Source organism: Rania fehmarnensis, assembly GCF_056494185.1.
This window is the reverse complement of sequence record NZ_CM151398.1, coordinates 2,598,694-2,625,621: the sequence shown is the minus strand read 5'-3', so window position 1 is coordinate 2,625,621 and position 26,928 is coordinate 2,598,694. Positions and strand designations below refer to the sequence as shown.

Sequence of the window (26,928 nt, the reverse complement as noted above, 5' to 3'; positions counted from 1 at the left end):
TACTAAACCGAGGGCGTTAGCCGGCGTTAGCCGGCGTTAGCCCCGGTTCCTACCTCGATCACCGTGAACGTTCAATAACCGAGGCTAACGCCTACGGCTTAGTTGACTGCGCGGAATCCGGCTGTGACTTCGAAGTGTTCGTAATCGCTCACGCGCCACTGTTGGCCATCGCGCAGCAGAAACACGCGAACGAAACGCCGAATGCCATTCACTTCGTTGCCATTGCCCGATATCGAGACGGCTACAAAGATTTCGGCGACCGCTGATGGTGGTTGACTGCGCGGGTCGACTTCGATGCTCTTGATTTGTGTGATGCGTGCTTCGGTAAATTTGTAGCTGGGCAATTCCGTCTTGGCCCGCTCGATACCCCGGCTGGCGCTAGGGTGAACGTGCTTGAGCACGCCGGGCAAATCATTGCGACGCACCGCTGCAGCCACTTCGTGCATCACGGCATCGATCTGCTCGCGATCGGTCTGCACGCGCAGACTTAATAGCACCAGCAGGATCGTCAGCAGCAGACACGCAGCGGATACGTAGAGAGCCACGCGTTTGCCCAGCTTAACCCACACCAACACGGCACAGAGTGTTACGATACCGCCGAGCACTCCAACAGCGACCGGACTTTCAAACAGCAACTGAGACATATTCGGGCTCCTGCGCGTTAACGAGATGAGAAGAGTGACAAGAGCGATTGGAACGCGGTGCCCCGACAACTCTCAATCTTACGCAACTCGTAAATAGTCAGGCAAGCGCTTGACCTTGCCGGTCCGATCTACGCAGGCAATGCGACTGACGGCTTCTACGATCGGCGAACTGTCGTCACTGCGTACAAGTTTGTACCCGTGGCGGATCGTAGCCCCTTTGGCTTCCAAGACACGGGTGGTCAGTGTCAGCAAATCATCGAACTGCGCCGCCCCTAGATAACGCACATTCATTTCCGAGACCACCAACATCAAACCGGTAGCCTCCAAATTGCGATAGCTGTGCCCTAAGTGCCGCATCAATTCCACGCGGCCACGCTCGAAGTAATTCAGATACTGTGCGTGATGCACGCGGCCTTGGCCATCGACTTCGTAATAGCTAACGCGAAACTCTATGGAATGCTCGATCGCCATGGAAAACCCAAAAATGCAGTTGACTGACAGCAGAATCGGACGGGGATTAACAGAATCTATTCCATGGGTTCATCGGACAAATCACCTTCGGTAATCATGGTGAAACCACGGCGAGCCAGCATGTCCAGCGCGCCATCGATGTCGTCAACCATAATGGCCACAGCCGGCGCACCGTGTGGCCGAACCATTAGTGGATAAGCTTGAATGATATTGATTTCAGCTTGCAGTAAAGCCACGCAGATTTGCAATAGCGGCTGACTGTTATCGGGCAATTCCAAACCGATCAGATCGCTTTCGATCATGGCCAACCCAGCCCGCTCGAGAATCTCGCGGCCGCGTTCGGGATTGCTGACGACGAATCGCACAAAGGCGCACTCGGCCGAGTCGTTGATCGATAGAGCGACGATGCGAATGCCCGTGCCCTCGAATCGCCGCACCATTTCCAAGAGCTGCCCCACACGATTTTCCAGGAAGACAGTAAACTGTCGGATCGTGGGGTAGTTCCGTCCCCGAGCAGTTTTGTATTCTGTGGCGGATCCCTCACCTGCACTCATTACGGCCAGCTTCTGCAAAAGGATATTGGAACAGCGTAAAGGCCGGTTATCCTAAGGCAAATCGCCTCCCGCGTCGAGTGCGGAGTCCTGTGGCATAGGCTTCCAGCCTGTGTGACCTGTGGCATAGGCTTCCAGCCTGTGTGACCTGTGGCATAGGCTTCCAGCCTGTGTGAACTGTGGCGTAGGCTTCCAGCCTGTGTGACCTGTGGCATAGGCTTCCAGCCTGTGTGACCTGTGGCATAGGCTTCAGCCTGTGTGAACTGTGGCATAGGCTTCCAGCCTGTGTGCTCAGGCCTATGCTACGCTTAACACAGGCTGGAAGCCTATGCCACATCTACAGTATCAGTCGACGAGTAAACCATGGCCAAGATCTGGATCGATGCCGATGCCTGCCCGTTTCCGGTGAAGGAGATCATCTTTCGCGCAGCTCGCCGATTAAAGGTCGAGACAATCCTGGTCGCCAATCAAAGCATGGCTCTGCCACTAAACGCTCCGATGGTCCGTTTGGTGACGGTGCGCGAGGGAGCCAATATGGCGGACCGCTATATCGCTGAGCAGGCGGAAGTTGGCGATATCGTCATCACCGCTGATATCCCGCTGGCCGGCCTGTTGGTCGAGCGGACGATCGTGGTAATCGACCCACGCGGCGAAGTGTATACACCAGATAACATCGCCAGCCGCCTGGCCATGCGCAACTTCTTGGACGACCTGCGCGGCGCCGGCCAAACGCTCTCGGGAAACAAGCCGTACAATGATCGCGACAAACAAGCCTTCGCCAGCGCCCTGGACCGCGAACTAACCCGCGTCCTGTAAGCGTAGCGGAACGCGTCAAGCGTTTCGTACCGTAGCGGAACGCGTCAAGCGTTTCGGTCCCCTCAATCCTCAAACCCCGAAAGCCTTGACGGCTTCCGCTACGTGAACTTCCATGCAAGTTCTTTACATCTGGTTACCCAACTGGCCCATCCAACGTTTGTTGGCTGTCGAACCGGCGCTGGTCGAGCGGGCGGTCGTGTTGGAAACGCGCGATCCGCGGCGAGGCCTGCTGGTGGCCGCCGCCAATTTGGCCGCCAGAAACCACGGAGCCCGCGTCGGCATGCGCATCAGTGAACTCTCCGCGATCAAAACTCCGGATGATTTCAACTGGGAAGTGCGAGCTTACCAGCCGCATCAAGATCTCGATGCACTCTGCGACCTGGCCGAGCAGGCCCAGCAGTTCAGTCCCATCGTGGGCCTCGAACCGGTCGAAGCCGCCCCCTGGCACGGACGATCCTCCAATGAACCTCAAGGACTGGTGTTGGAAGCAACTGGCATTGCTTCGCTCTTCGGCGGCGATCAAGAGTATCTGACGGCCGTCTGTCAGTGGCTCGATAACAAAAACTACTGCGGTTACATGTGCCTGGCCCAGCACGTGGGCAGCGCCTGGGCTCTGGCCAATTTCGAATTGCCGCGGCGTGTGCGTCAAGCCAAATCCGATGTCAAGCCACCCAATTCCCAACAGCCGTCTGAGAGTGAATGCAAACCCACCGTTCCTGCCAGCTCTGCACTGGCCATCAATCGCTGGGACGAAGCGGATTTGCTGTCGCAGCTGCCGCTAGCTGCGCTGCGAATCGACTCAGCCACGGTGCAGAAGCTGCATCGCCTGGGCATCAAATCGCTCAACCAACTCTGGCAATTGCCGCGCGACGGACTAGCCAGCCGGCTCGGTAGCCAATTGATGACACGCTCCGATCAAGCCCTGGGGCTGGTTGCCGAATCGGTCGCAGCCGTACATGCCCATCCCGATTGGGCCTGCGAGTTGAGCTTGGAACATGCCACGCTCGCCCACGAAACGTTGGTCCAAGTCCTCGAGCAACTCAGCCAACAGTTGGCTGCGCAGCTGAGCAAGGCAGGGCAGGGGGCGCTGCGCTGCGTGTGCCGATTCGACTTGGTCCGCCGTCCCGCGATCGTCATGCAACTTGGACTATTCTCGCCCAGCGATGATGCCGCGCATTTACATTGCTTGCTCGCTGGACAACTCGAGCAAATCATTGCCTCGCTGCAACAAGCCAGCCAGCCTTCAACTTCGCAGCCTTCAACTTCGCAGCGCAGGCGTCAGCCGCATTCGGGTCAATCAAGTTCGGGGCAGCCGTCCAAAGCGTCGCCCCAGCCGGCTGCGACCGATGAGGAAGGGTCGGTATGGCGGGTCCATTTGCAAGCCACCCTGGCGGCGCCGATGGTTTGGCAACAGACCCAGCTCTTCGATCAAGCTCAGTGGCGTCAGAAGCAGCACTTGGCGCGGTTGATCGATACTCTCAGCGGGCGACTGGGTCGCGATCGAGTGCTGGAAGCCAAACTGCAACGAGATGCAGAACCCGACCAGGCTATCACCTACAAACCGCTAACTGGTCGGCGGCGCGACGGCACTGCCCAAGAGACATCGCGCAAGATCAATAGCCGCCTGGCCACCAGCGGCGCAGAACCACGTCCGACCGATCCCCTGCGCCGTCCAACTCGACTGCTAACACCGCCCGAACTTCTAGCCAGCGTGCAAATCGACAGCGATGGACGTTTGACCGAGTTTGTTCATGACAACCAGCGTTACCGCGCTGCCCAGCACTGGGGCCCCGAGCGATTGGAAAGCGGGTGGTGGCGCGGCCCCAGCATGCGCCGTGACTACTACCGCATCCAAACCCACACCGGCAGTTGGCTGTGGATCTTCCATGAGCTGCACACGAGCAGCTGGTTCCTCCACGGCATCTTCGAATAACACGTAGAGCGGCTGTACGGGAGGGCTCGTAGAGCGGCTGTCCCCAGCCGCTTAGCACCCGGCATGTCGTTCGCCTGTAACGCCAAATCATCCGTAGAGCGGCTCTCCAGGGCCGCTCAGTCATAACGCTAGTCATTCGGTCGGAAGAGACATTGGTTAGAGGGTTCTAAGCAGCTGAGGACAGCTGCTCTACGTTGTAGAGCGGCTCTCCAGGGCCGCTCAACATCCGGCAAGCGCTGACCTGTAACGCCAGGTCAAACGGTCGGAAGATACACTGCTTCGAGGGTGCTGTGTACAGCTGCTCTACATTCGAGCCGTTACTTCTTCTTGGTCGCTTTGGGAGCGGCCTTGGCTGGCTTGGCTTTCTTGACGGCAGCCTTCGGAGCCGCTTTAGCTTTCTTGGCAGCTGCTTTGGCTACTGGCTTGGCAGGACTCTTTTTGGTTTGGCTACCACTGTCCTTGGCCGCGGCTGGTTTGCTCTTCTTGGCTTTGCCGAATGCTTGTTCCCAACCGGTTGCATACTTTTCTGTTGTACCGACGCGTGTGATTGTCATTGTTCCCTCGTGACCAACTAACCTTAGAATGAACTGGCGATGCTTGTAATATCGCCAACAACACCACAACGTCAAGAGTTACTTCGTTACACTAAGCGTAGCTCGACACATTTGCGTTGAGAAAATGGTCCCGGCGCTGCTGGCGTCGGTCAATGCACCGCTTTTTGCCAAGAGCCCGTAAACTATGCTCAAATTCACACAAGTCCTGGCGGGTTTTGCCGCGCTGGGTTGCCTGGTTTCAGCAGATCAGGCTGCTTTCGGTCAAGCATCTGGAGATCGCATGAAAACAAAAATGGAATTGTTGAAACCATGGTCCGGTCCCTACGAGGGCGTGCCTCCGTGGAACCTGGTTCAAGCTCAGGATTTTCCTGCCGCCTTCGACGATGCTATCAACGAATCCAAGGCCGAGATCGAAAAGATCGCCGGCAATCCACAACCGGCGACCTTCGAAAATACCCTAGTCGCCATGGAGACAGCGGGTCGCACTTTGGAACGCCTGGCCACGCTCTTTGATGTGCACGCATCCAATTTGAATGTCGGCCCCATGCCCGATGTCGAACGCGCCGTAGCCCCCAAACTGGCCGAGTTCGATGACTGGGTCACTCAACACGATAAACTTTTCAAACGTATCGAAGCCGTCTTCAAAGGCGAGCAGTTCAAACAACTCGGACCAGTCGAGCAACGTTTAGTCGATCATGTCTACAAGGACTTTGTGCGCAAAGGAGCCTCGCTGAGCGAGACGGACAAGAAACGACTCTCGCAATACAACCTGCGACTGGCCACCTTGTTTACCGACTTCTCCCAGAATGTTTTGGAAGACGAAAAGAACTATGTGACCTGGATCGAGAAGAAAGAAGATCTAGGCGGCTTGCCCGACAGCATTATCGCCGCCATGGCCAGCGCCGCCAAAGAACGCGGCAAAGAAGGTCAATGGGCCGTCACCAACACCCGTTCGTCGATGGAACCATTCTTGACCTATTCCAGCAATCGCCCGCTGCGCGAAAAAGTCTGGAAAACCTATTACAGCCGCGGCGACAATGGTGACTCCCATGACAATAACGGCATCATCTCCGAAATCCTGACGCTGCGGGCTGCCCGCGCCAAACTGCTGGGCTACCAAACGCATGCCCATTGGCGATTGGAACCGCAAATGGCCAAGACTCCCGAAGCAGCCATGGATCTCATGTTGAAAGTCTGGGGCAAAGCAGTCGCGCGCGTCAAAGAAGAAGTCGCCGACATGCAAGCCCTGGCCGACAAAACCGATCCGGGTGTCAAGATCGAGCCCTGGGACTATCGCTATTATGCCGAGAAGGTTCGCAAAGCCAAATACGACCTGGATATGAACGAAGTCAAGCCTTATCTCCAGCTGGAAAAACTGCGCGAAGGCATGATGTGGGCTTCGACGCAATTGTATGGTTTTCAGTACAAGCAAATCACCGACGTGCCCGTCTTTCATCCCGATGTGAGAGTATGGGAAGTCAATGACCAGGCTGGCAATCTGATCGGCTTGTGGTACTTCGATCCTTACGCCCGCGAGGGCAAACGCAGCGGCGCTTGGATGAACGCGTATCGTAACCAAGAAAACATCGACAAACCGATCGCCACCATCGTCTCCAATAACTCGAACTTCATCAAAGGTGCTCCCGGCGATGCAATTTTGATTTCGTGGGATGACGCCGTCACCTTGTTCCACGAGTTTGGTCATGCGTTGCACGGCTTGAATTCGAAAGTCAAGTATCCTTCGCAGTCGGGTACTTCGGTAGCTCGCGACTACGTCGAGTTCCCATCGCAACTGAACGAACACTGGCTGACCACCGATGAAGTGCTGAACAAGTTTGCGGTGCACTACAAAACAAGCGAGCCCTTGCCTAAGGAGCTCTTGGATAAGATCAAAAAAGCCGGCACGTTCAATATGGGCTTTTCAACGGTTGAGTTCTTGGCCAGCGCCCTGATGGACATGAAACTGCACCTGGCCGGTGACGCCAAGATCGATCCGGATGCTTTCGAGCGAAAGACGTTGGAAGAACTCGGCATGCCCAAAGAGATCGTGATGCGTCACCGCACGCCGCACTTCTCGCACGTCTTTGCCGACGATGGCTACTCAGCCGGTTATTACAGCTACCTGTGGTCCGACGCCCTAACGGCCGACGCTGCTGAGCTGTTCGACGAAAAAGGCTACTACGATCCCGCCACGGCTAAGAGCCTGCATGATTACATCATGTCGGTCGGTGACACGATCGACCCAGCCGAAGGGTTTCGCAAGTTCCGCGGCCGCGACGTCGACACCGCCGCCCTCCTAAGAAAACGCGGCTTCCCAGTGAAGTAGCTGTATCGATGCACCACCTGCGCCATCGTTTAACCCGTAGCCGCCAGGCTAGGCGCACCCTCTAACCAATGTATCCTTCCGACCGCTTGAACCAAAGTTACAGGTTTACGACTTGCCGGGTGCTGAGCGGCTGGGGACAGCCGCTCTACAACGTAGAGCAGCTGTCCTCAGCTGCTCAGAACTCTCTAACCAATGTTTCTTCCGACCGAATGACTAGCGTTATGACTGAGCGGCCCTGGAGAGCCGCTCTACGTGGGACCAAAGTTACAGGTTTACGACTTGCCGGGTGCTGAGCGGCTGAGGACAGCCGCTCTACTTTTGAACCGATCCGCAGCGTAAGGGGTTGACGGTCGAAAGATAAACCGGGACGATTGCGGGCATCATGGAAACAACCACAGCTAGCATCTACGACTTCCCTGTTTATTACGATCTCGTCTTCGGTAGCGATTGCGCCTCCGAGATGGCTTTTCTGCATGATGTGTTTGATCGCTATGTTGACGGCAAAGTCAAACGGCTCTTCGAACCGGCTTGCGGGACCGGGCGACTCATCTATCGCCTGGCTCGCGAAGGCTATGAAGTCAGTGGCAACGATTTGAACGACAAAGCCATTGAGTTCTGCAACAAGCGTTTGGAGCGATATGAGCTGAAGGGCCGCGCCTTTGTGGCTGACATGTCGGACTTTACGGTCAAGAAGCCCTACGATGCGGCTTTCAATACGATTAACAGTTTCCGGCATTTACCCAGCGAAGAGGCTGCCCTTGGCCACTTAAAATCTATGGCCGGCGCAGTTCGACCCGGAGGCATCTATGCGCTGGGCTTGCACCTAACGCCCACCAAAGGCGAAGCCAGCGATGAAGAGAGCTGGTCCGCGCGGCGCGGCAACCTGGCGATCAATACTTACATGTGGCCAGTCGACAAAAATCCACGCAAACGCATGGAGCAGTTCGGTATCAAGTTCGATGTCTACAAACCGACCGGTCACCTGCAGATTCGCGATGTGCTAAAGTTGCGATCGTATACCGCCAAGCAATTCCGAGAACTCTTGGCCGCCGCGGCCTCCGAATGGGATGCGGTTGAATACTATGATTTTCATTACGACATTCGGCGGCCGATCGTGATCGATGCCGAAACCGAAGATATCGTCGTCATTCTCAAGCGCAAGTAACTGCCTTTTGTTCTGATCCAAGCGAGGCACCCACGCGATGGACAATAACCTCATCGCCGACGCCTTCGAAGAGATGGCCGAACTGCTCGAATTGCAAGGTGAGAATCCTTTTCGAGTGCGTGCCTATCGCAGTGGTGCCAAATCAATTCGCGAATTGGATGAACCGATCGCCGCTATTCTGGCTGACCCTACGCGCGACTTGAAAGACGTTCCGGGCATCGGCCAAACTCTGGCGGATAAGTCGAAGGTCTTGGTCGAGATCGGCAAATTACCACAGCTCGAAAAACTACGATCCGAGACGCCACCGGTTCTCCACCGACTTACGCGCATTCCAGGAATGGGAGTCAAGAAGGCGCTTGTGCTCCATCGCGAACTGAACATTCAGTCGCTCGACGATTTGCGCCAAGCATGCGAAGAGCATCGGGTCCGCGACCTGAAAGGTTTTGGGGCCAAGACCGAAGCTCTGATCCTGGCGGGACTGTCGATTGCCGAAGCCGCTTCTCAGCGTCTGCGCATCGATCAAGTCGAACGCCTCGAGCATCGTGTGCGTGCCCACTTCAAAGACTTGGCTGCCGTCAAACGCATGGAGTTTGCCGGCAGCTATCGACGTGGCAAAGAGACGATTGGCGACTTGGATATCTTGGTCATTAGCGATGACCCCGAGAGTGTGATGAATCGCTTTGCCACGTTGGGCGGACTGGTCAGCATCACGGCGCGTGGAGATACGAAAATGTCCATTCGCGTCGACGACCAGTTTCAAATCGACTTACGCGTCGTGCCCGAGGCCAGCTTTGGTGCAGCCCTGCAGTACTTTACGGGATCCAAGGAACACAACGTCGCGGTCCGCTCGCTGGCTCGCAAAGCGGGCATGACCTTAAATGAATACGGCGTCGCGCGCTTAGAATCACCCGAGCAGTACATTGCAGGTGCATCCGAAGAAGAAGTGTACGCAGCCCTTGGTCTGGCTTGGATCGCACCCGAACTGCGCGAAGGTCGTAAGGAACTGTCGTGGGCTGCGCTCCCGGGCGGCAAGTTTCCCGATCTGCTCGATCTGCAGCATATCGTTTGCGATCTACATATGCATACGGTTGCTTCCGATGGCCAATACACGATCGAAGCCATGGCCGCCGCGGCGCGGGCGCTCGGCCTGCAGTACATCGCCATTACCGATCATTCCCAGCGCGTCAGTATGGCCCGGGGTATGACGGCCGAGCGGCTCTTGATGCAATGGGAAGAGATCGATCGCATAAACGCTTCGGCCCCCGATGGCTTTCGCATTTTGAAAGGCATCGAGTGTGATATTCTCGAGTCGGGTCCAATGGATTTGCCGGATGAAGTGTTAGCTCAAGGCGACTGGATTATCGGCAGTATTCACTATGGGCAGAAACAACCGCGCGAGCAGATCACTGAGCGTGTTCTAGGGGCGTTGGCCAATCCGCATGTGGACATGATTGCGCATCCCACGGGACGACTGCTCGGTAATCGCCCTGAATACGAAATCGATATGGTAGCGGTGATCGAAAGCGCGGCTCGGCATGGCAAGGCGCTTGAGTTGAATGCCAGCCCCATGCGTTTGGATTTGTCTGAAATGAATCTGATTGCCGCCGCCGGGGCTGGTGTGCCAATTGCGATCAACACCGATGCCCACTCAACCGATGGCTTGCACGCTATGCGTTTTGGAGTGCAACAAGCGCGTCGAGCCGGCTTGGTGCGCCAGCAGGTACTGAACACCTGGCCGCTGGAAAAGTTGCTCAGGTGGCTCAAGCGTTAGAGCCGTCGGCGATCGTTGATCGCGCGTTAGCGAAACTTGATCGCGATGAATCCGAGCACGACCATCACTACCGAGACGATGCCCCACTGGGTCACGTCCATGGTGTTGAAGAGCCAATTGGCGTTGGTGACGGTCTTTTCGAAAAAGTGCTGTATGAAGTGCATAATATTCTCCGGGCAAATGGGCAAGTAAACTTAGGTTGCATTTCTGGCCGCGGCGGAGCCCGGAGGGCTTCCTGGAGAGGCAGTGGGACTCAGCCGAGCGGTTTGTAACGCCTGCGCCCACCTGGTCCGCGGCGAGCCCGGGGAGAGCTCCCCAAAACCCCGCCCAGTGCCCTTGCGGGCTGTCGAGCCGAACGTATAATCCCATCGTGTTTAGTGAGTGCCTCTGATAGCACCGCAGGCCACTAGCTTGCGCCGCAGAATTAGGGGCCGTAGCTCAATTGGTTAGAGCACCGGACTGTCGATCCGGAGGTTGCGGGTTCGAGCCCCGTCGGCCTCGCTAATGAAAACCCTGGCTGAACTTCAGTTCGTCCAGGGTTTTTTCGTAGCTGCGTTTTTGGGCTGGGCAATTGGTTGCCAACGAATTATGACCTTAAGAGCACCGCACCCCCTCTTCTGGCAAGGCTTAATCTCAGCACAATCTTCCACCATGGTGCAGAAGCCAACGTTTTGATGAAAATGTATGCGTTAGCTCAACAACCATGGACTAGCCAGATCGGATTTCTCTGTGCCTCTGTGTCTCTGTGGTTAGCTCTTCGAATTCGGGGGTTCAGCGTCTAAGAGAGACGGCGTTGCGTGACTCATGCCAAGGCGTTCATGGTCGGAGGATTGGTTGGCAAGTTAGTTGGTGATTCGATAGACTGAAGTCGGTGATTTAACCGCGGCGGCTCGATTACCGGCTAACTTTCTATCTTGCCAAGCAGCGCATGAGAGGTTAATTGAAATGTTTCGATTTCGGCTTTCTACGCTGATGTTCTTCGTGGTGATTGCGGCCCTGGCGACACCCCCGATTTATCGCTACTTCAAAGAGAGACCTGTTGATCTTGCGCCTTACTCAAATGTTGCCTTGACCAATCAACTGTCGAGCAACGGGCCAGTGCTCGTGCTATTCCATGCGCAGTGGGACATCCAAAGTCAGCTTCAAATCACCCAAAGCGACGCCATGTGGCGTTTCATTCGCGACAACTCCGTACTCGTCATGAGTGCTGATTGCACTACCGTAGGTGCACCGGGCGAAAAGCTTATGCGCCAAGTCGGTATTTCGAAAGTGCCTGCGTTCGCTGTTTACACGCCAAACGCTCCTACGCAGCCAGTAGTGGTATCGGAACTTGTTACAGAAACGGCGTTACGTGCCGCGCTCGCGAAATTTTCTCCCACGTAGCCGAGTCTCTCCGAGACTCGGTTCATGCACTTCATTATCCGCTAATCTAAACCAATCAGCGTCTCGGAGAGACGCTGCTACGTGCCACGTAGCCGAGTCTCTCCGAGACTCGGTTAAGTCACGTCATTATCCGCTAATCTAAACCAATCAGCGTCTCGGAGAGACGCTGCTACGTGAAAGCAAACACTACCATGCATTGGCGAATTTGGTTAGCCACATCACTCGCACTGCTAGCGACTCACGGCCTGGGCATCGGCGAGGCGGGGGCGCAGACGGACCAGTTACGGGCGTTGGACGGCGAGTGGATCTTTGTCGAAGACCGCACTGAGGGCCGCACCCTCGAGCAGTTGAGCCCGCCGATGTCCTCGAAGTTCGAGATGCGCGTCGAAGACGGTGCGGTCGTCTTGAACGGCCATGGCTCTGGACACCGTGACGTGCGCGTTGCCCTGGACGGCACAATCACCGAAATCGAAGAACCCAAAACGACCTCACGCTACCGCGGCTCGTGGCAGGACGGCATGTTTGAGTACGAGGTCAAATTCGAACGCGGGTTGGGCAACGCGGCGAGCGGCATCGGGCTGATCCGCAGGAAGTTCCGCGTCACTAACGACGGCTTGCTGGTGACCGTGGTGGTCGATCCACCGACTGGGCGGGAATCCATTGGTTTGTATCGTCATGCTGAGGACATTGCCATGCCCTCACCTGCCAAGGCTGTGGTCGGCGATTTGACCTGGCTGGCAGGAGCGTGGGTTGGATCGAGGAGTTCGCGGTCGTCGATCGAGGAGCGTTGGAGTCCGCCGTTAGGTGGCGCGATGCTCGGCGTCTCCCGTACGGTCAACCCAAGTGGCAAGATGGTCGCCTTCGAGTACCTGCGCATCGTCGAGCGCGACGGCGGGCTGGTTTATGTCGCACAGCCTGGTGGCAAAACGCCCACCGAGTTCGTGCTCTCTGAACTAGGCCCACAGCGGGCGGTGTTTGAGAATCCGCGCCATGACTACCCGAAACGCATCGTGTACGAACTGTCGGCCGAGGGCTCCCTCAGCGCCACTATTGGCCAAACCAAGGGCGGTACCCCGCGGCGTTTTGAGTTCAAACGCGAGGGCGACTAGTAGACTTCGATGCTCTTAATAGCGGCTTTGCCTTGACGCTGAGCCGCTTCCAAGCAGCGGTAGGTAGCTTCGATTAATTGTTCGGGCTCAAAACCAGCTGAGGGTGACGACACCGAGCCAATGCCGCTGTAGTAACGGGCGGGTACGGCAGCGCGGTTGAGCGAGTTGTTGGAATCACTTGTGGTAGCGCCGCCGAGCACATCGATCAAGCCTTGACGCAACATGGCTGTCGTCATGTTGCGTTCCAGGTCCATCAAGCTCAAGATCAATTCACCTTCGTTACTGAGGAAGGCGTATAGATCATGCACTTCGGGATGATCGCTCAGCCAATTCACTAGCTTCTGCTGCCATGAGGCCAGTCCGAGAGCCTGCAGCGTGGGCAAATTGTCTTCATCGCCATCGGGCATGACGCACACAGCGATCAGTGCCATGTCCCGAGCTTCGCTACGGCAGAGTCCCAACTGGCGGCGCACCACGGCGACAAACGCCGGATCATTGTGCGATCGCACTTCAGCCATGATCACCTTGGGCACGATGAAATCGTCAGCTCGACTGCGGGGCACAACCGAGTCATGCGACTTGTCAGAACGATTGCCTACAGCCCGACCGGTGGAATGCCGCGACGCTTGAACCAGCGAATCAACGGCGTCGGCAATTTCAATCTCCAACTTCAAACGATGAATCTCATCAGCGTCCATGGAGGTGTCCATTGAGGCTGGTGGGGCCTCAGCCGATGTTGATTGTGGCTCGGCAGCTACAGCTTCACCGCTCGTTGCCGCCGGAGGCACATCTGGTTTCGATATCTGCTGGGGCGGTGGCGGAGAGAACGCTGTATCGGACAGGGCGCGAGCGATGTCGCGCCAATGCTCGCTCGCTTCGCTCCATGGCACCGGTACGTTGATCCAATCGCGCGGTACCACGAATTCAGCGCGATCGGAAATTAGTTCACCAGCCAAGCGCCACAATACGCTGGGAACACCCCAAGCCGGTCGCCAATCAACCTTGGCCTCTGGCTGGGCCAACTCACGCAGCTGAGCCGACGATGAGCCATCCCATTTTTGAGCCACGCTGAGCATGTATTGCGTTAGCAACTCCAGGTCGACCTGGAGGTTCTTCTTCAGACACTCGTAGGGTGACTCTTCGGTGTGCAGCGAGGTAGAGAGTATCTCAATCAGTTCATCATCGAACTCGTCCAGCAGCAGAGTCAACGTGACGCAGTCGGCTAACTGGCGGCGCATGACCGAACACACTTCGGCGACCGTTCCTCGAGCCAGCCCGCGATACAGCGGCAACAAACTGGCTGCCATCAAGCGCTCTACGCAGGGTTTGGTTCCGGTCCGCGCATGGTAGCTGCACTGAGCCATGGTTGCGGCGACCACGTTCAGACATAGCGCCAGCGACTTTTGTTCATGGGCATTGCTGTTGGCACCCAGCGGCTGGGCAAAAGCATTAAGTGAGGCCAGCAAACGTGGCGAACAGTTCTGCGACAAATCGACGTCGACCGATTGACAACCGGCCAGCCACTGCCAGTTGGCCAGCGAGCGCAGGCCGCCACGCAGCCAGCGCTTGGCCAGCGCTTGCTCTTTGGTCAGCGATACACTCGTCGCAACTTCCACGGTAACGGCCCCCAGCTATAACCGGCTGTTCCTACGCCGGCATGGATCGATCGAAGTGCAGGAATTCTCGCCTGCCTTCTGCCAGACTGTAGCTCACAATTAAACTTCTGCCCCGAATTCGCCAATAAACACACAACTTTCGGGTGGTGTGGGCCGAAAAGTCCCGGTCTGCGAGCCAATCTGGCCTCGACGAGTGGCTGGGTGGCGGTTACATTTTTTTCTTTATTCAACCTCCCAGAAGATTTGCCGTAGAAGGCTGTTTGGAAATGTACGCAATTTTCGTAGATGGTGGTCGCCAATACCGCGTCGAGCCTGGTCAGACTCTCGACATCGATTTCCGTGAAGGCACAGAAACCGGTGATAATCTGAGTTTCGAAAATGTGCTGGCCATCGGCGGCGACGAAGGTCTGCGATTGGGCACCCCTTCGCTCTCTGGTGCCAACGTCACGGCCAAAGTGCTGGGTGTTGAGAAGGGCGAGAAGATTTACATTCAGAAGTTCCGCCGCCGCAAGAACTCCAAGCGCCGCACCGGACATCGCCAGCTCTACACCCGCGTAGAAATCGCCGCCATCAACGGTTAGTGTCTCCTTTCGCTCCGCGAAAGTCAGTCTCCTCTTCGCTCCGCGAAAAACCGACCGACAATCACCACCCATGCAACTGCCTATGCCAGGTGCACCTCTGCGTGCTCGGCATAGGCACTGTCGTTAAGTAGAAGTTGTTGGCTTCGGTTAACAGGGCGACAGCCAAACTAGTCCGGCTGGCTCTTTGGGTTATGAAATTGGATTGGGAAGTCGACCATGCACCTTCTCGACTCGACGCGTACCGAATCGGGCCAGACTCTCTCTGAGCTCAGCCAACAGCAACCGGTATTGATCGTCTTCTTGCGGCACTCTGGTTGTCCGTACTGCCGACAAACCTTGACGACGCTGTCGAAGTTGAGCGAAACGTTCAAGCAGCAGCGGATCAAGTTGGTGATTGTGCACCACGATACTCCTGCCAATGGTGCAGCTTGGATATCCAAATATCACCTGCCTGACTGCGAACAAATTAGCGATCCCGATGGTCAACTCTATGCGCAATTCGAATTGGGCAAGACCACGTGGTGGAACTTGTTTGGCCCGCATACGTGGTGGCCCGGTTTCAAAGCCACGATCCTGCAATTGAACGGCGTTTCTATGCCGGTCGGTGACGTCAAGCAACTGACTGGAGCGTTTGTTATTCACCGTGGCAAGATCATTAAAGCTTTTCGTCAGAAGATCTCTAGTGACTCGCCCGATTTTCGTTCGATGGTCTGTGAAATCTAGAGCCCATTCATGGCCGACCTGACCTTGCCAGCCGAGCGTCGTCGATTCGCGATCGACGTCGTGCAGAAGCTGCGTGAAGCGGGTTATGAAGCCTTGTGGGCGGGCGGTTGTGTGCGTGATTTGCTGCTGGAGCGTACGCCGATCGATTACGACGTGGCCACCTCGGCGCATCCAGATCAAGTGCGCACACTCTTTGGACGACGACGCACGTTAGCCGTGGGAGCTGCCTTTGGTGTGATCATTGTGGTGGGGCCCAGCGAAGGGGCAGGGCAGGTCGAGGTCGCCACTTTTCGCAACGACGCGCAGTACAGCGATGGTCGTCGGCCAGACTCGGTCACATTCAGTACAGCCCAGGAAGATGCTCAGCGTCGTGACTTTACAATCAACGGTATGTTCTATGATCCACTGAACGATCGACTGATCGACTATGTGGGCGGTGCAGAGGATCTCAAACGCGCATTGATTCGAGCTATAGGCAACGCCGATGCGCGCATCGGTGAAGACAAGTTGCGGATGATGCGGGCCGTCAGGTTCGCAGCCCGATTCAACTTTGCGATTGAAGCGGCCACCGAAGCGGCTGTGGCCCGACATGCGCACGACCTGCGCGTCGTTAGCGGCGAACGCTTGACCGCTGAGTTAGAGAAAACGCTGATGACGACTGGCCGCGAGCTGGCGGTGCGTACCTGGGCTACTACCGGTCTCATGAATGTTCTCTTGCCACCCTTGGCCGAGAAGTGGTCACAAGTGGGCGAAATAGCCTGTGGACTGGTTCGCACCGTCGAGCCCCAGCCCTGGACTGCGGTATTGGCTGCCGCACTTTGGCCGATGTTGGCTCTGGAGCCCAGTATATGTCAGTCGCTATTGCAAGATTTCAAGACGCGATTAAAGTTCTCCAACGAAGATCTATCGCATCTAAAATGTGCGATCGACGCCCAGCCTATATTGGCAACCGCCGATGCTCAGCCTTGGTCGATATTGCAGCCCTGTCTCATCCAGCCGCATATCGCAGGTGCTGTCCAACTGCTCCGCGCTCGCGTGGCTGTCGACGAGATGGACGCCTCCGTGCTGCGACGAGTTCAAGCCTGCCTGGCACTACCACCGAGCGAACTTAATCCGCCCCCTCTAATCGACGGGGCCGCCTTACAAGGTTTGGGCCTTCAACCCGGCCCGCGGTTCAAAGAGTTCTTGAGCGCCGTGCGCTCAGCGCAGCTGGATGGCGTGCTCACCAGCCAGGCAGCCGCGCTGCAGTGGGTCGAGTCTCAGCTCTAAGCACGCGAACGTGTCCACGTGCGTAAGCGTCAGTTGCCTTGTTGAGCCTTGAGATAGTTCACGATCGGCGCGCGATTGACGAAGATGAGCAGCAGTATCGGATAGATGAATGGGCAAAACGCGCACACAGCCCCGATCGAACCGCCCACGACCAAGCCAACTTTCTCCGGTCCCTCCGCCGCTTCAGCCGCCCGTGCAAAGACCGGCATGAACAGAAAGAAGACATTGACGATCAGCACCACCACCGTCAAGCAAATCGTGGCCACTGCATAAACGATCGCCATAAAACGACCATAAGGCTTGCCTTGGATGAGACCAATTCCGGAGATCAGCAAAACGGCTGATGTGCCCAGTTGCAACACCTGGGCAACCATATTGATCTTTTGATACGTGGGATTGTCCAGTAACTCCTGCATTGGATTATTCGGATCCTTGGGCATGTCCAACATCTGCACCACCAGCGCACCGATGATCACCATCAGCCCCAACGCACCCCATACCAAGTTCAAGATGCCGAAGACTACCATCGAAGTTGGTTTATCAACCACTGGAATAGCTTGCTCCAGCGGTGCGTTTGCCTGATAGGGATTGTTTGCCCAAGAATTGTCATCGTTACTCATGAATGCTGTTTCCGCTGTTGATTACCTGGCCAAGTTTCGCCCTGCTATTGTAGCAAGTAGCTATTGTCTCCTTTTGCTCCGCAAAAGGAAATTGCTATTCACGGAGCGACAGTCGCAGCCGATCTCGCCAGAGATTGGATGAATCAAATTCTCCGCCTCCAAAGTCTGGCGACTTCAGCTACGCGGAGCGAAAGGAGACCTATTCCACTTTCTTATCGGCGGTCACGCCGAAGGACGCGATGGCGGCGACCAGCTGCAGAGCTGCGCAGGCAATAAAGGCCAATTGCCAGCCGCCGGCTTTGTTCTCACCAAACTGTTCGACGATCAAGCCCATGATGATGGGCGACAGGGCCGCGCCGAAGTTACCCCACATGTTGGCCCAGCCCATTACAGCGCCCACGTTGCGACCTCCGACATCTTGACCGTAAGCCCATACGGCTCCGATGCCTAGGTCGGTCGCGAAACCAACCAAGGCCAAGAACAAGGTGGCTTCCAGTGGACTGCGGACCATTAAGCAACCCACAAAGGCTATGCCCACAATCACGCGCGAAGCGACCAGCAGAATAGCGCGACCATAACGCAAACCATAACGCCGCGTAGCCCAATCGGTCAGCGAGCCACCAACCAGCAAGCCCACGATGCCCGCCGCCAATGGTACGCTCTGCAACCAACCTTGTGATTGCTGCGAGACATTGTGCACCTGCTTGAGATAACTGGGCATCAGCGTAACCAAAAACGCCCACCCAAAATTGCTGGCGAATTGAACGAACGACATCAGCCATAGACTTCGACTGGCCAACATGCCGGCCATGGGCAGTCGATGATTTTGACTGGTCGTCGTTGATTGATCTTCGTCGACATTGGCCGTCGCACTTCCACTGCGTATGATGTCGAGTTCTGCTGGGCTAACTAGCGGATGCTTACTGGGTTGATCGCGATACAGCCAGGCAAAGATGGCTGCGATGACAATACCAATTCCGCCGTAGAGCATCATGACAGGGCGCCAACTGGTGACATCGGGTTTCAGTTCCGTCACCTCCCAGCGCTGGTCGCCATAGGTCCACAGCAACATTAGCTCAATGGTCAGCAGCGGCGCAAGCGCGCCACCCAAGCGACCACCCACTGAGACGATGCCACTGGCCAGGCCTCGATGCGATATTGGTACCCAATTGCGCACGATGCCTGCGCATACCGGATAAGCGCCCGCTTCGAACAACCCACAAGCCAGTCGCAATATCAATAGCGAAGTTACACCGGCCGCAAATCCCAGCAGGGCTGTGCTCAGCGACCACAGTGCCACATAGATCGACAGCATCCACCGCGCGCCATAACGATCTCCCAACCAACCTGCAGGCAATTGGGCCAGGGCATACGTCCAAAAGAATGCCCCCAAGATCCACTTGAGTTTATCATCGCTCAATTTCAGATCGGCCACGACCGATTGACTGGCCGTGCTCAAACAGATGCGGTCCAAGTAGAGCAGGACCGCGACCAACATGGCCAACAGCACCATCCAATAGCGAATGCCTCTGTCTGGGATCGATGCATCTGGCAGTGGTTGTCTGTATGGCATCGATGCATCTCGCAGCTGTTGTCGCAGAGTCTAGAATCCCGATGCCAGGCAGTCTTGGTTGCGCTATGCCTTACTGCTCGAACACCAGCAGGCCATTGCCTTGCTGCCGCGGATTATAGCTGCGGAGTTGCGACCAACTGAGGACCTCGCCACTGGGCAAGTAACGAAATGCAGAAAAAGCCCAAACTCTTCCAGGCTGGACCGATAGGCAAGTCAGATCTTTCAAGCGAATGGCGTACTCCGCAGTCCAGGCCTGACTGGTACGGTCGACCGCAACGTACCAAAGTGGATTCCACAAGGGCGACTGGCAGCAACGATCGTAAGTATGACCATGCTGATTGACGGCAACTTCGCTGGCGCTAACATAATCGCGATCGGTATCAAAACTGATCAGCACATGATCGCTGCCTCGCAAGTCCATGTCGTAACGTCGAGCCGCCGAGGTGTCCAGCGGCGGCGCCGACGATGGTGTGGCCGGTTGATTGCAGGTGCACATAACATACAGGAATTCCGCATCATACGCGAATTGAACTTGCGCCAAATTCCGCGTGGCATGCGTGTCGTCAAACGGACTGGTCAATTCGATCGACGTGGCCGTCTGCCAACATGCATCGTCGGCTTTACCGTCCAGCGCGGGAGGTTGGCTGGTGAGTTTGGCGTGGGCTGTCCATGCCGGCGATGTGATGCGTCCACTGGCCAAAGCCATTTCTTGTTGGGCGACTTGCTGCCAGCCTGCCAGTTGCGAGCGATTGGCCAGTAGTTGTAGCGTGCTAGCGTCAGGAACTGGTTCCCGCGCTAACTCTGACAGCCCGCGACGCCGGGAAAATTGAGCCATGACCACATCGGGTCGAGCGGTCAGAGCGCGATCCACTTCACTCAAGCGATTGAATTCAGCCACCGCGCCACGCAAGTGCGAGATCTGGCCTGCATACAAATCCTCCAGCGGCCGCTCGGCGGATACCAGTTGAATCACCTCGTCATCGTGATCGCCATCAGCTGAGCGCACGCTGGTGCGACTATCAAACGGATCGGACTCCAGTGGGCTGGGCAGTTTGATTTTGGCTTGCGCGAGTGCGGGTTGATCGATGACTGTTGAAGATGACTGCATCTTTTCCCAAGCCAGGCGTTCATCGCTAGCCGCCGTCGTCAGGAGGGCCAGGGACCCATACCGAGCAGTATCGCTCAGCGATGTATGCTGGGCCAATCGATCGACGACCACATACCAGCGCTGCCATAAACCGGCTTGCCAACAGGCGTCGGCCAATTGCTTGAGTGCCTGGCCGATTTCGGCACGAGGCGTTCTCTCAGCGACAGAGTCAACTTTCCTCAGCCAACTTTCCAGAGGTTCTTCGCGGTTGAGAGGATTGGTCGCCAGATCGCGCCACGCGCTCTGTCGATGAACACGTCCCATCAGCAATTGCAAGTTACCAACGTTGGATACATCGATAGGTCTCTTGGCATCGGGATGCCGGTCGGTCGAAGCTAACAGACTTTGACGCGCTGATTGGTTACCACCGCTGAGTTGCAGACAGCGAAGCGAAGTGTTTTTTAGTAGGTTGCCTTGCCATCCATCGACCGGCGCCAACACATCGATGATCGAGAGCCCCGAGTCGCGCAGCAGTTGGTCGTGGGCAATGGTAAAGTCGGATCGTTCCACTGGCGAGACGCTGAACAGCTTAGAAACTTTCCAGGGTTGCAACCGCAACTCGGCACTCAACCAGGCGGTGGCCGGAGATTCTTGAGCTGCCATATTCAGAGCCTGCATGTTAAGATCCTGCAGGGCTGAGCTGGAGTGGTTCGCGCTGAGGCTACCGTCATCTAGCAATAGCGCGCTGGGTCGCCCCATCCGCAATTGCATGGCCAAAAAGTTTTGGAGGTTTGGTCCAGACAATTCGCCACCTGTTGACATTGTTTGGCTGCGATAGACGTTCATCAAATTTTGCGTGGACGTTTCAAGCACAGGCCAGTGTGGAGCCAGATCGGACTGTGCCAGTCCCATCTGCGTACCGATCGTTTGCACACTGCTGGAGGCATCCGGCGCGAAGCCGACCACGTCTTCACTATTGCGTCGATGGACCACCAACAAACTGCTGGCCTGTCCAGCTTGCCAGGCGGCATCGGCCAGCGCAGGCCAGGGGATGTCCGAATCGGAAAGACAGATCGCTTGAAAACCAAGACGTTTGGCTGAGATGCGTTGCGAAAACCAACTCTCGCCGCCATCGCGCGTGGCCAAAATGGAACCACCGGCCGTCACCAGCCAACCTCGATGTCGATCGATAAACTCAATCGCCCGCACGGGCCAGTTCTGACCAGTCGCAATGGTGCGCCAAGTAGAGCCGCCATCGGCGCTATGCAACAATATGGAACCAGGTGAACCGCCCAGCCACACTTGCTGGTCATTGATACCCATGCATATAAAGTTGCAACTAGAACGCGCTGTCGGCGATAAGGGCACGTGCTGATCGTTCCACTGTTGTCCATCGCGGCTAGTTGCCAGCGTACCCGCGTTTCCCGCCGCCAACCACTGCTGCCCCACCAAAGCCATGACATTGATCGGCGCAGTTGGTGCAGCCAGCTGGATCAATGCACGATTCGGGTTGGGTGGAATCTGACTGAGACGGCCTGCGCGATCCACAGCCAGGCGCAATCCATGTTTCTCAACTGCCACTGTTTGCACGTGCCCCACATTGGATGGCGTGGGCAGCCAACTGAGACCTCGATCAGAACTTTCGAAGATACCGGTCAAGTGTGCGCTTGAGTAGTCGCCCCAAGCACGCATTGCTCCGCCTGGTTCGTACGTCAATCCGATTAGTCTCGGCAGGGGGGCTCGACTGATCGAGCTAATGACGCGCCAGGTCGCACCAGCGTCACTGGTTATGAGAATGATGCCCACGCTGGTTTGTGACATCGGTTGCACAGAGCCACCTACGGCCACGCCATGGCGTTCATCGACAAACGTCACGTCGTATAAATTCAACGACGTACCGGAATTCTGGGGATGCCAACTTCGCCCACCGTCGACCGTAGCCAGGATCAGGCCGCGATCACCGACAGCCCACATGCGATCTGGATTGACGATTGCCAAACCGTTCAGGGCGGCGTCGTCATTGCCTGCAGCCACGCGCGGATCGTATTGCCAGGCTGGCAAATTTTCGCGGACAGCCTGCTTGCTACGTTCAATGGCGCCACTTACCCAAGATAAATCTTGAGCGACGAGCGATGGTGCCTCGACCAGCCCCCAGCACACCACCCAGCTCAACACCAGGATTTTGCAGAGCCCACCGGAGGCGACGTGGCGCTGAATTGCCGACATCCTGTCCTGCCTTCGTAATTTACTTCGCTTTAACTGCGCATGAACATAGTGTTGTACGATGTACTGTGGCTTCCAATCGCGGACGTGGCCAATTCTTTTAGAGCCCGTACCGCCAGCGATCCATCCATAGCAAAAACTCAACCTTATCCGCCATGCCAATTTGCGAAATCGGTGACCGCCTATTTGAGATTTGAGTTTTTCGGTCTCAAATCTAAGATAGGCCGCCGCCGCTCATATTCGCCGACGAAAGTTCTCACTCAATGCTTAACCTGCTGGATCGATGGTCACGTCGGGTCGTAATCGGCATGCTGCTGTTGCTGCCGCTTATCGCCCTGAGCGTGATTCGTCTACCGGTCGGTTCTGCGGGCGTACATGAATGGCTGCCCGACGGTCGACCGGAACGCGAACGTTATGAACGTTTTTTGGAGCAGTTTGGCAGCGATCAATTCTTGCTGATCTCGTGGGAAGGCTGCAAAGCCAACGATCCGCGCTTGGTGCGAATGATGACCCAGCTGCAGCAGGATCCCAAGCTGGAACAACCACTTTTTGTTTCGATTCAGTCCACTGTTCAAATCGTTCGAGCTCTGACCGACGAGCCTTTGGAATTGCCGCTACGCGAAGCGGTAAGCCGCCTACAAGGTATTCTGGTGGGCCCAAAAGGACTGTGTGCAATTGTAGCTAAGGCTACACCGTATGCGTTGAAACATCAGGCCGATGCCATGGAGCATGTGCGCGCATCGGCCGATCGTGTCGAGGGGTTGGACCGCAGCCAGTTGCGCATGGCTGGCACGGTCTACGAATCGCACGCGGTCGATGTGGCCGCCGAACAGAGTCTCAAGCAGTTGGCCTTACCCAGCATGCTCATCGGGATCTTTCTGGCCTGCGTATGTTTGCGCAGCGGCTGGGCAGCGCTGGCCGTGTTGATCATGGGCGGCATTGGTACCCTGTTGGCCATTTCACTGGTGGCTGCCACCGGTGGCCACTTCAGTGCCGTACTGATCATTCTACCGACGTTAGTCTTCATGCTAACGCTCTCGAGCGCCGTGCATCTGATGCATTACTACGTCGAAGCATCCTTACTGCATTCAGATCACTTGGGCAGTCGTGCACTGCTGATGGGATTCAAGCCGAGTTTGTTATCGAGTTTGACGACATCGCTCGGCATGGCTTCGCTATGTGCGAGTCAATTGGCCCCGGTGCGCGAGTTCGGCATGTACTCGTCAACGTCGTTGTGTGCGGCCACTGCTTTTCTGCTACTAGCCTTCCCAGCCTTATCCGATTGGTTCTATGCTCGCAAAGCCATTGCTAAAGCCAACAAGTTGCGTGCTGCTACATCACAGACCGTCGCTCCCGAAGTTACTAGCGCTGATCCGTCAAGTGCAGACCATCATGAATCCGTCGAGGACTTGGTGCATGAAGCGGAGCAGATCATTGCCGAAGACACACATGCTCCGATCATTTCACCTGCCGCGATACGGTACACCGCTTGGATGAATCGACATGCCAGCGCGGTCGCGACGGGAGGGCTGCTGTTGATCGTCATCAGCCTGATTGGGCTGAGCTACTTAAAGCCGTCGACTAAGTTCGATGACATGTTCACGCGCGATAGCCCTACCATCACCGATATGCGTTGGTTGGAAAAGAATCTCGGCCCGATCGCTAGTGTGGAAGTGTTAGTACGATTTCCAGCCGGCTCCAACCTGGATGCTTGGGAGCGGGTGGTGTGGGTCGATCGAATTTGCGAGAGCATTCGTCAGAATCCACAGCTGGGCGTGGCGATGTCGGCGACGACATTCTTGCCCGAGATGCCGCGTGGCGGCAGCTTGCGCGATGTAGCTCGTCGTAGCCTGCTGCGCAAGCGGATCGGAGAAATTCGACCACTATTGGAAGAACAAGGTTGGGTTCATCGCGAACCAGCCATGCTGCCCGCGGGACTGGCGGTTTCCAACGATGGTGCGCTTGATGCACAACATAGCGCAGGCGCCGAAGTTTGGCGCGTGACTGCGAAAGTCTCGGCCACCAGTCCCGAAGACTATGGTCTGCTGACTAAACGCGTCACCGATCAAGTTACCGAGATCGCGTTGACGGCCGACAATTCGCCGCCCTTTACGATTGACATAACCGGTCTCTATCCGGTGATGCATTCAACGCAGTTGTCGCTGATAGATGATCTGCAGATTAGCTTCACGGCAGCCTTTGTGCTTATTACACCCGTGATGATGCTCATCGCTCGCGGATTCTGGGCAGGTTTGTTGATCATGATTCCTAATGTACTTCCGGAGACATTGGTTTTCGGAATGATGGCCTGGCTGGGCTTTCGCTTGGATATCGCAGGCCTGCTAACCGCGAGCGTGGCCATGGGAATCGCCGTTAACGACACGTTGCACTTTGTGAACTGGTATGCGCGGCGTTTGGCTGCGGGAGATACTCGCACGCAAGCGATTGCCGATACGCTTTCGTCGTGCGGTGCGGCCATGTTTCATACGATGCTGATCAGTTGTTGTTCTATGATCCCCTTTCTGTTTGCTGAATTTTTGCCCACGCGGCAATTCGCATTCTTGATGATCGCCATGCTGGGCAGCGCCATTCTGGGCGACCTGGTATTGTTGCCGGGCATGTTACTTAGTCCGCTGGGCAAATGTTTGTTACCACGCGCAGCCAAGCAACAGGCTGAGCCATCATGAGCTGCGACAAAGAATACTAAGCACGCGAAGTTTTCTCCGCGATCTCCGCCTCTGTGCGTTGTAATCAATCTCCACAAGCAGCCAGTCGAGTTATGATTAGCTCGCAGAGAAATCCATAGATGAAAGTCCGACATTGAATACCAGCAAACTTCCACTCCAACTGGCAAAGCAAGCAGCGTGTGGGCCGAAAGCCTTGAGCGATGCGCTGCAGATTTGGTGGGCTGGCGTGGAAGCGACTTTGCCCGATTCGATCTTTGCCCGGGAAACATCGACCGATGGTCGCACTTTGCAATTGGCTGATTATGAAGTTGAGCTGCGCGGCATTCGGCGCGTGGTGGTGGTGGGCGCTGGCAAAGCTTCGGCGGCGATGGCCGCTGCCTTCTATAAACACTGCCTGCAGCGGTTGGAACGGGAAGTGGCAGTAATCGGTTGGGTCAATGCCCCTGAGGGAAGTTTCCAACCCGGCAGTGCAGGGCCGATTCACTTGCATGCAGCTCGACCGGCCGGTATGAACGAGCCAACCAAAGCAGCGGTAGATGGTACCGATCAAATCATGCGTTTGATGGCCAGTTGTGGAGCCCACGACTTGTGCGTGGTGCTGCTCTCGGGCGGTGGTTCCGCCATTTTGACCTCACCGATTGAGGGCATCACGCTAACCGATAAACAACAAGTGGCTCGGCACGTGGCGGCGGCAGGTGCGAATATTGCCCAGCTCAATACCGTGCGCCGGGCGCTTAGTCGCGTGAAGGGTGGCGGACTGTCGCGTGCCTGTCGCGCACATCAATTAGTGACGCTGATCATCTCCGATGTGCTGGGCGATCCGCTGGAGACCATCGCTTCAGGTCCCACGTTGCTGTCAGCCGCGGCCGCACCCAATCAAGCCTTGAGCGTCTTGGCTGATTTGGATTTGTTAGAAAGCGAGCCGCTGGCCAATGTCGTGCGCGTGTTGCGACAACGCATGCAAGTGACTCCGAGTTCCCACATCGTCAAAGACATTGCACCAGTGGAACACATTATCTTGGCCAATAACGCCACGGCCGTCGACGCGGCTGGCGTGAAAGCCGTCGAGCTGGGTTATCGCTATATCATGCAAGCAGCACGCGAGTTGGAAGGCGATGTCAGCCGAATGGCGATCAAAGTTGCCGATACCATCGAGCAACTGGGCCACCAGCGGCAAATCGATTGTTGGATCAGCGGAGGCGAGCCAACTGTTCGGCTGCCGCAACCCGAGCGCTGTGGTCGTGGAGGTCGCAATCAGCAGTTGATGTTGCTGACGATGCTCGAGCTGATGCAACGTGGCTGGCCGGATGATCGACTGCGATTCCCTCATCCGATCATTGCGCTCTCGGCCGGTACCGATGGCGAAGACGGCCCGACCTCAGCCGCCGGCGCCTGGTTCGATGCCAACCTGGCCACCCGCGTGCAGCAGTTTGGACTCGACGCACAAGACCACGCCCGCCGCGCCGACGCCTGGCCGCTATTTCATGAAGTTGGTGGTTTGATTGAATCATCCCCCACCGGAACCAATGTCTGCGATCTGCGAATCGTTTTGAAAGGTTGAGCCCGTACGTAGTAGAGCGGCTGTCCCCAGCCGCTCAGCACCCGGCAAGTTGTATACCTGTACCACTGGTCAAACGGTCGGAAGAATCATTGATTAGAGGGTGCTGAGCAGCTGAGGACAGCTGCTCTACACTCGTCGCTCACCTGTAACACTGGTCAAACGGTCGGAAGAAACATTGATTAGAGGGTGCTGAGCAGCTGAGGACAGCTGCTCTACAATCTATGCTAAACTAGGCCGCTTTCCTATCCTTAACCCGCAGAACGAA

General features: G+C 56.4%; 21 protein-coding genes and 1 tRNA gene. 13 read left to right on the top strand and 9 right to left on the bottom strand.

Going from position 1 to position 26,928, the window contains the following annotated elements:
* Positions 1-98: 98 nt before the first annotated feature.
* The 3 genes from SH573x_RS08800 to SH573x_RS08790 form a co-directional block, all read right to left on the bottom strand.
* Positions 99-644, bottom strand: a complete 546-nt coding sequence (locus tag SH573x_RS08800; protein WP_479354246.1) for a hypothetical protein — start codon at positions 642-644, stop codon at positions 99-101.
* Positions 645-722: 78 nt separating this feature from the next.
* Positions 723-1,115 carry an acyl-CoA thioesterase gene (locus SH573x_RS08795; RefSeq protein WP_479354244.1) on the bottom strand — a complete coding sequence of 131 codons (393 nt, stop codon included), beginning with the start codon at positions 1,113-1,115 and terminating at the stop codon, positions 723-725.
* A 56-nt stretch (positions 1,116-1,171) separates the two neighbouring features.
* On the bottom strand, positions 1,172-1,669 hold the full coding sequence (locus tag SH573x_RS08790; protein ID WP_479354242.1) for an ACT domain-containing protein: 498 nt from the start codon (positions 1,667-1,669) through the stop codon (positions 1,172-1,174).
* Between the two features lie 360 nt (positions 1,670-2,029).
* Here SH573x_RS08790 and SH573x_RS08785 point away from each other — a divergent pair, with 360 nt between their 5' ends.
* Both SH573x_RS08785 and SH573x_RS08780 read left to right on the top strand, forming a co-directional pair.
* A complete protein-coding gene (locus SH573x_RS08785) occupies positions 2,030-2,482 on the top strand; it encodes a YaiI/YqxD family protein (RefSeq protein ID WP_479354241.1) in 453 nt (150 codons plus the stop codon).
* A 112-nt stretch (positions 2,483-2,594) separates the two neighbouring features.
* Positions 2,595-4,415: a Y-family DNA polymerase gene (locus SH573x_RS08780; RefSeq protein ID WP_479354239.1), complete on the top strand. Its 1,821-nt coding sequence runs from the start codon at positions 2,595-2,597 to the stop codon at positions 4,413-4,415.
* A gap of 317 nt (positions 4,416-4,732) precedes the next feature.
* Here SH573x_RS08780 and SH573x_RS08775 read toward each other — a convergent pair whose 3' ends face one another.
* Positions 4,733-4,969 (bottom strand): hypothetical protein, encoded by a 237-nt coding sequence (locus SH573x_RS08775; RefSeq protein ID WP_479354237.1) that lies wholly within the window; start codon positions 4,967-4,969, stop codon positions 4,733-4,735.
* Positions 4,970-5,153: 184 nt separating this feature from the next.
* On the opposite strand from SH573x_RS08775, the gene SH573x_RS08770 reads away from it, so the two are divergent.
* The 3 genes from SH573x_RS08770 to polX all read left to right on the top strand — a co-directional run bounded on the left by SH573x_RS08770 (position 5,154) and on the right by polX (position 10,231).
* Positions 5,154-7,295, top strand: coding sequence for a M3 family metallopeptidase (locus tag SH573x_RS08770; RefSeq protein ID WP_479354236.1), 2,142 nt, complete (start codon positions 5,154-5,156; stop codon positions 7,293-7,295).
* A 382-nt stretch (positions 7,296-7,677) separates the two neighbouring features.
* The gene (locus tag SH573x_RS08765; protein ID WP_479354235.1) at positions 7,678-8,460 is read left to right on the top strand and encodes a class I SAM-dependent methyltransferase; all 783 of its coding nucleotides are present in this window, start codon (positions 7,678-7,680) and stop codon (positions 8,458-8,460) included.
* A gap of 37 nt (positions 8,461-8,497) precedes the next feature.
* Entirely contained in the window at positions 8,498-10,231 is a 1,734-nt protein-coding gene (gene polX / locus SH573x_RS08760; protein ID WP_479354233.1) for a DNA polymerase/3'-5' exonuclease PolX, read from the top strand.
* A 26-nt stretch (positions 10,232-10,257) separates the two neighbouring features.
* Here polX and SH573x_RS08755 read toward each other — a convergent pair whose 3' ends face one another.
* Positions 10,258-10,395: a hypothetical protein gene (locus SH573x_RS08755; protein WP_479354231.1), complete on the bottom strand. Its 138-nt coding sequence runs from the start codon at positions 10,393-10,395 to the stop codon at positions 10,258-10,260.
* 263 nt (positions 10,396-10,658) lie between these two features.
* On the opposite strand from SH573x_RS08755, the gene SH573x_RS08750 reads away from it, so the two are divergent.
* The 3 genes from SH573x_RS08750 (at position 10,659) to SH573x_RS08740 (ending at position 12,723) form a co-directional block, all read left to right on the top strand.
* Positions 10,659-10,732, top strand: a tRNA-Asp gene (locus SH573x_RS08750).
* A 444-nt stretch (positions 10,733-11,176) separates the two neighbouring features.
* On the top strand, positions 11,177-11,614 hold the full coding sequence (locus SH573x_RS08745; RefSeq protein WP_479354229.1) for a thioredoxin domain-containing protein: 438 nt from the start codon (positions 11,177-11,179) through the stop codon (positions 11,612-11,614).
* Positions 11,615-11,805: 191 nt separating this feature from the next.
* Complete coding sequence (locus tag SH573x_RS08740; RefSeq protein WP_479354228.1) at positions 11,806-12,723, top strand: DUF6265 family protein; 918 nt, start codon at positions 11,806-11,808, stop codon at positions 12,721-12,723.
* On the opposite strand, the gene SH573x_RS08735 is transcribed toward SH573x_RS08740, so the two are convergent.
* Complete coding sequence (locus SH573x_RS08735) at positions 12,720-14,339, bottom strand: hypothetical protein (protein ID WP_479354226.1); 1,620 nt, start codon at positions 14,337-14,339, stop codon at positions 12,720-12,722. The genes SH573x_RS08740 and SH573x_RS08735 overlap by 4 nt on opposite strands.
* Positions 14,340-14,605: 266 nt before the next feature.
* Between SH573x_RS08735 and rplU the strand changes: the two genes are divergently transcribed.
* The 3 genes from rplU (at position 14,606) to SH573x_RS08720 (ending at position 16,912) form a co-directional block, all read left to right on the top strand.
* Entirely contained in the window at positions 14,606-14,920 is a 315-nt protein-coding gene (gene rplU, locus SH573x_RS08730) for a 50S ribosomal protein L21 (RefSeq protein ID WP_479354224.1), read from the top strand.
* Positions 14,921-15,136: 216 nt separating this feature from the next.
* Positions 15,137-15,643, top strand: a complete 507-nt coding sequence (locus SH573x_RS08725; RefSeq protein ID WP_479354222.1) for a SelL-related redox protein — start codon at positions 15,137-15,139, stop codon at positions 15,641-15,643.
* Between the two features lie 9 nt (positions 15,644-15,652).
* A complete protein-coding gene (locus SH573x_RS08720; RefSeq protein WP_479354221.1) occupies positions 15,653-16,912 on the top strand; it encodes a CCA tRNA nucleotidyltransferase in 1,260 nt (419 codons plus the stop codon).
* A gap of 29 nt (positions 16,913-16,941) precedes the next feature.
* On the opposite strand, the gene SH573x_RS08715 is transcribed toward SH573x_RS08720, so the two are convergent.
* The 3 genes from SH573x_RS08715 to SH573x_RS08705 form a co-directional block, all read right to left on the bottom strand.
* Positions 16,942-17,532, bottom strand: a complete 591-nt coding sequence (locus SH573x_RS08715) for a hypothetical protein (protein ID WP_479354219.1) — start codon at positions 17,530-17,532, stop codon at positions 16,942-16,944.
* A gap of 199 nt (positions 17,533-17,731) precedes the next feature.
* The gene (locus SH573x_RS08710; RefSeq protein ID WP_479354217.1) at positions 17,732-19,105 is read right to left on the bottom strand and encodes an MFS transporter; all 1,374 of its coding nucleotides are present in this window, start codon (positions 19,103-19,105) and stop codon (positions 17,732-17,734) included.
* A 70-nt stretch (positions 19,106-19,175) separates the two neighbouring features.
* A complete protein-coding gene (locus tag SH573x_RS08705) occupies positions 19,176-22,418 on the bottom strand; it encodes a YCF48-related protein (protein ID WP_479354215.1) in 3,243 nt (1,080 codons plus the stop codon).
* Positions 22,419-22,678: 260 nt separating this feature from the next.
* On the opposite strand from SH573x_RS08705, the gene SH573x_RS08700 reads away from it, so the two are divergent.
* On the top strand, positions 22,679-25,102 hold the full coding sequence (locus SH573x_RS08700) for an efflux RND transporter permease subunit (protein WP_479354214.1): 2,424 nt from the start codon (positions 22,679-22,681) through the stop codon (positions 25,100-25,102).
* Positions 25,103-25,235: 133 nt separating this feature from the next.
* A complete protein-coding gene (locus SH573x_RS08695; protein ID WP_479354212.1) occupies positions 25,236-26,663 on the top strand; it encodes a glycerate kinase type-2 family protein in 1,428 nt (475 codons plus the stop codon).
* Positions 26,664-26,928 lie beyond the last annotated feature (265 nt).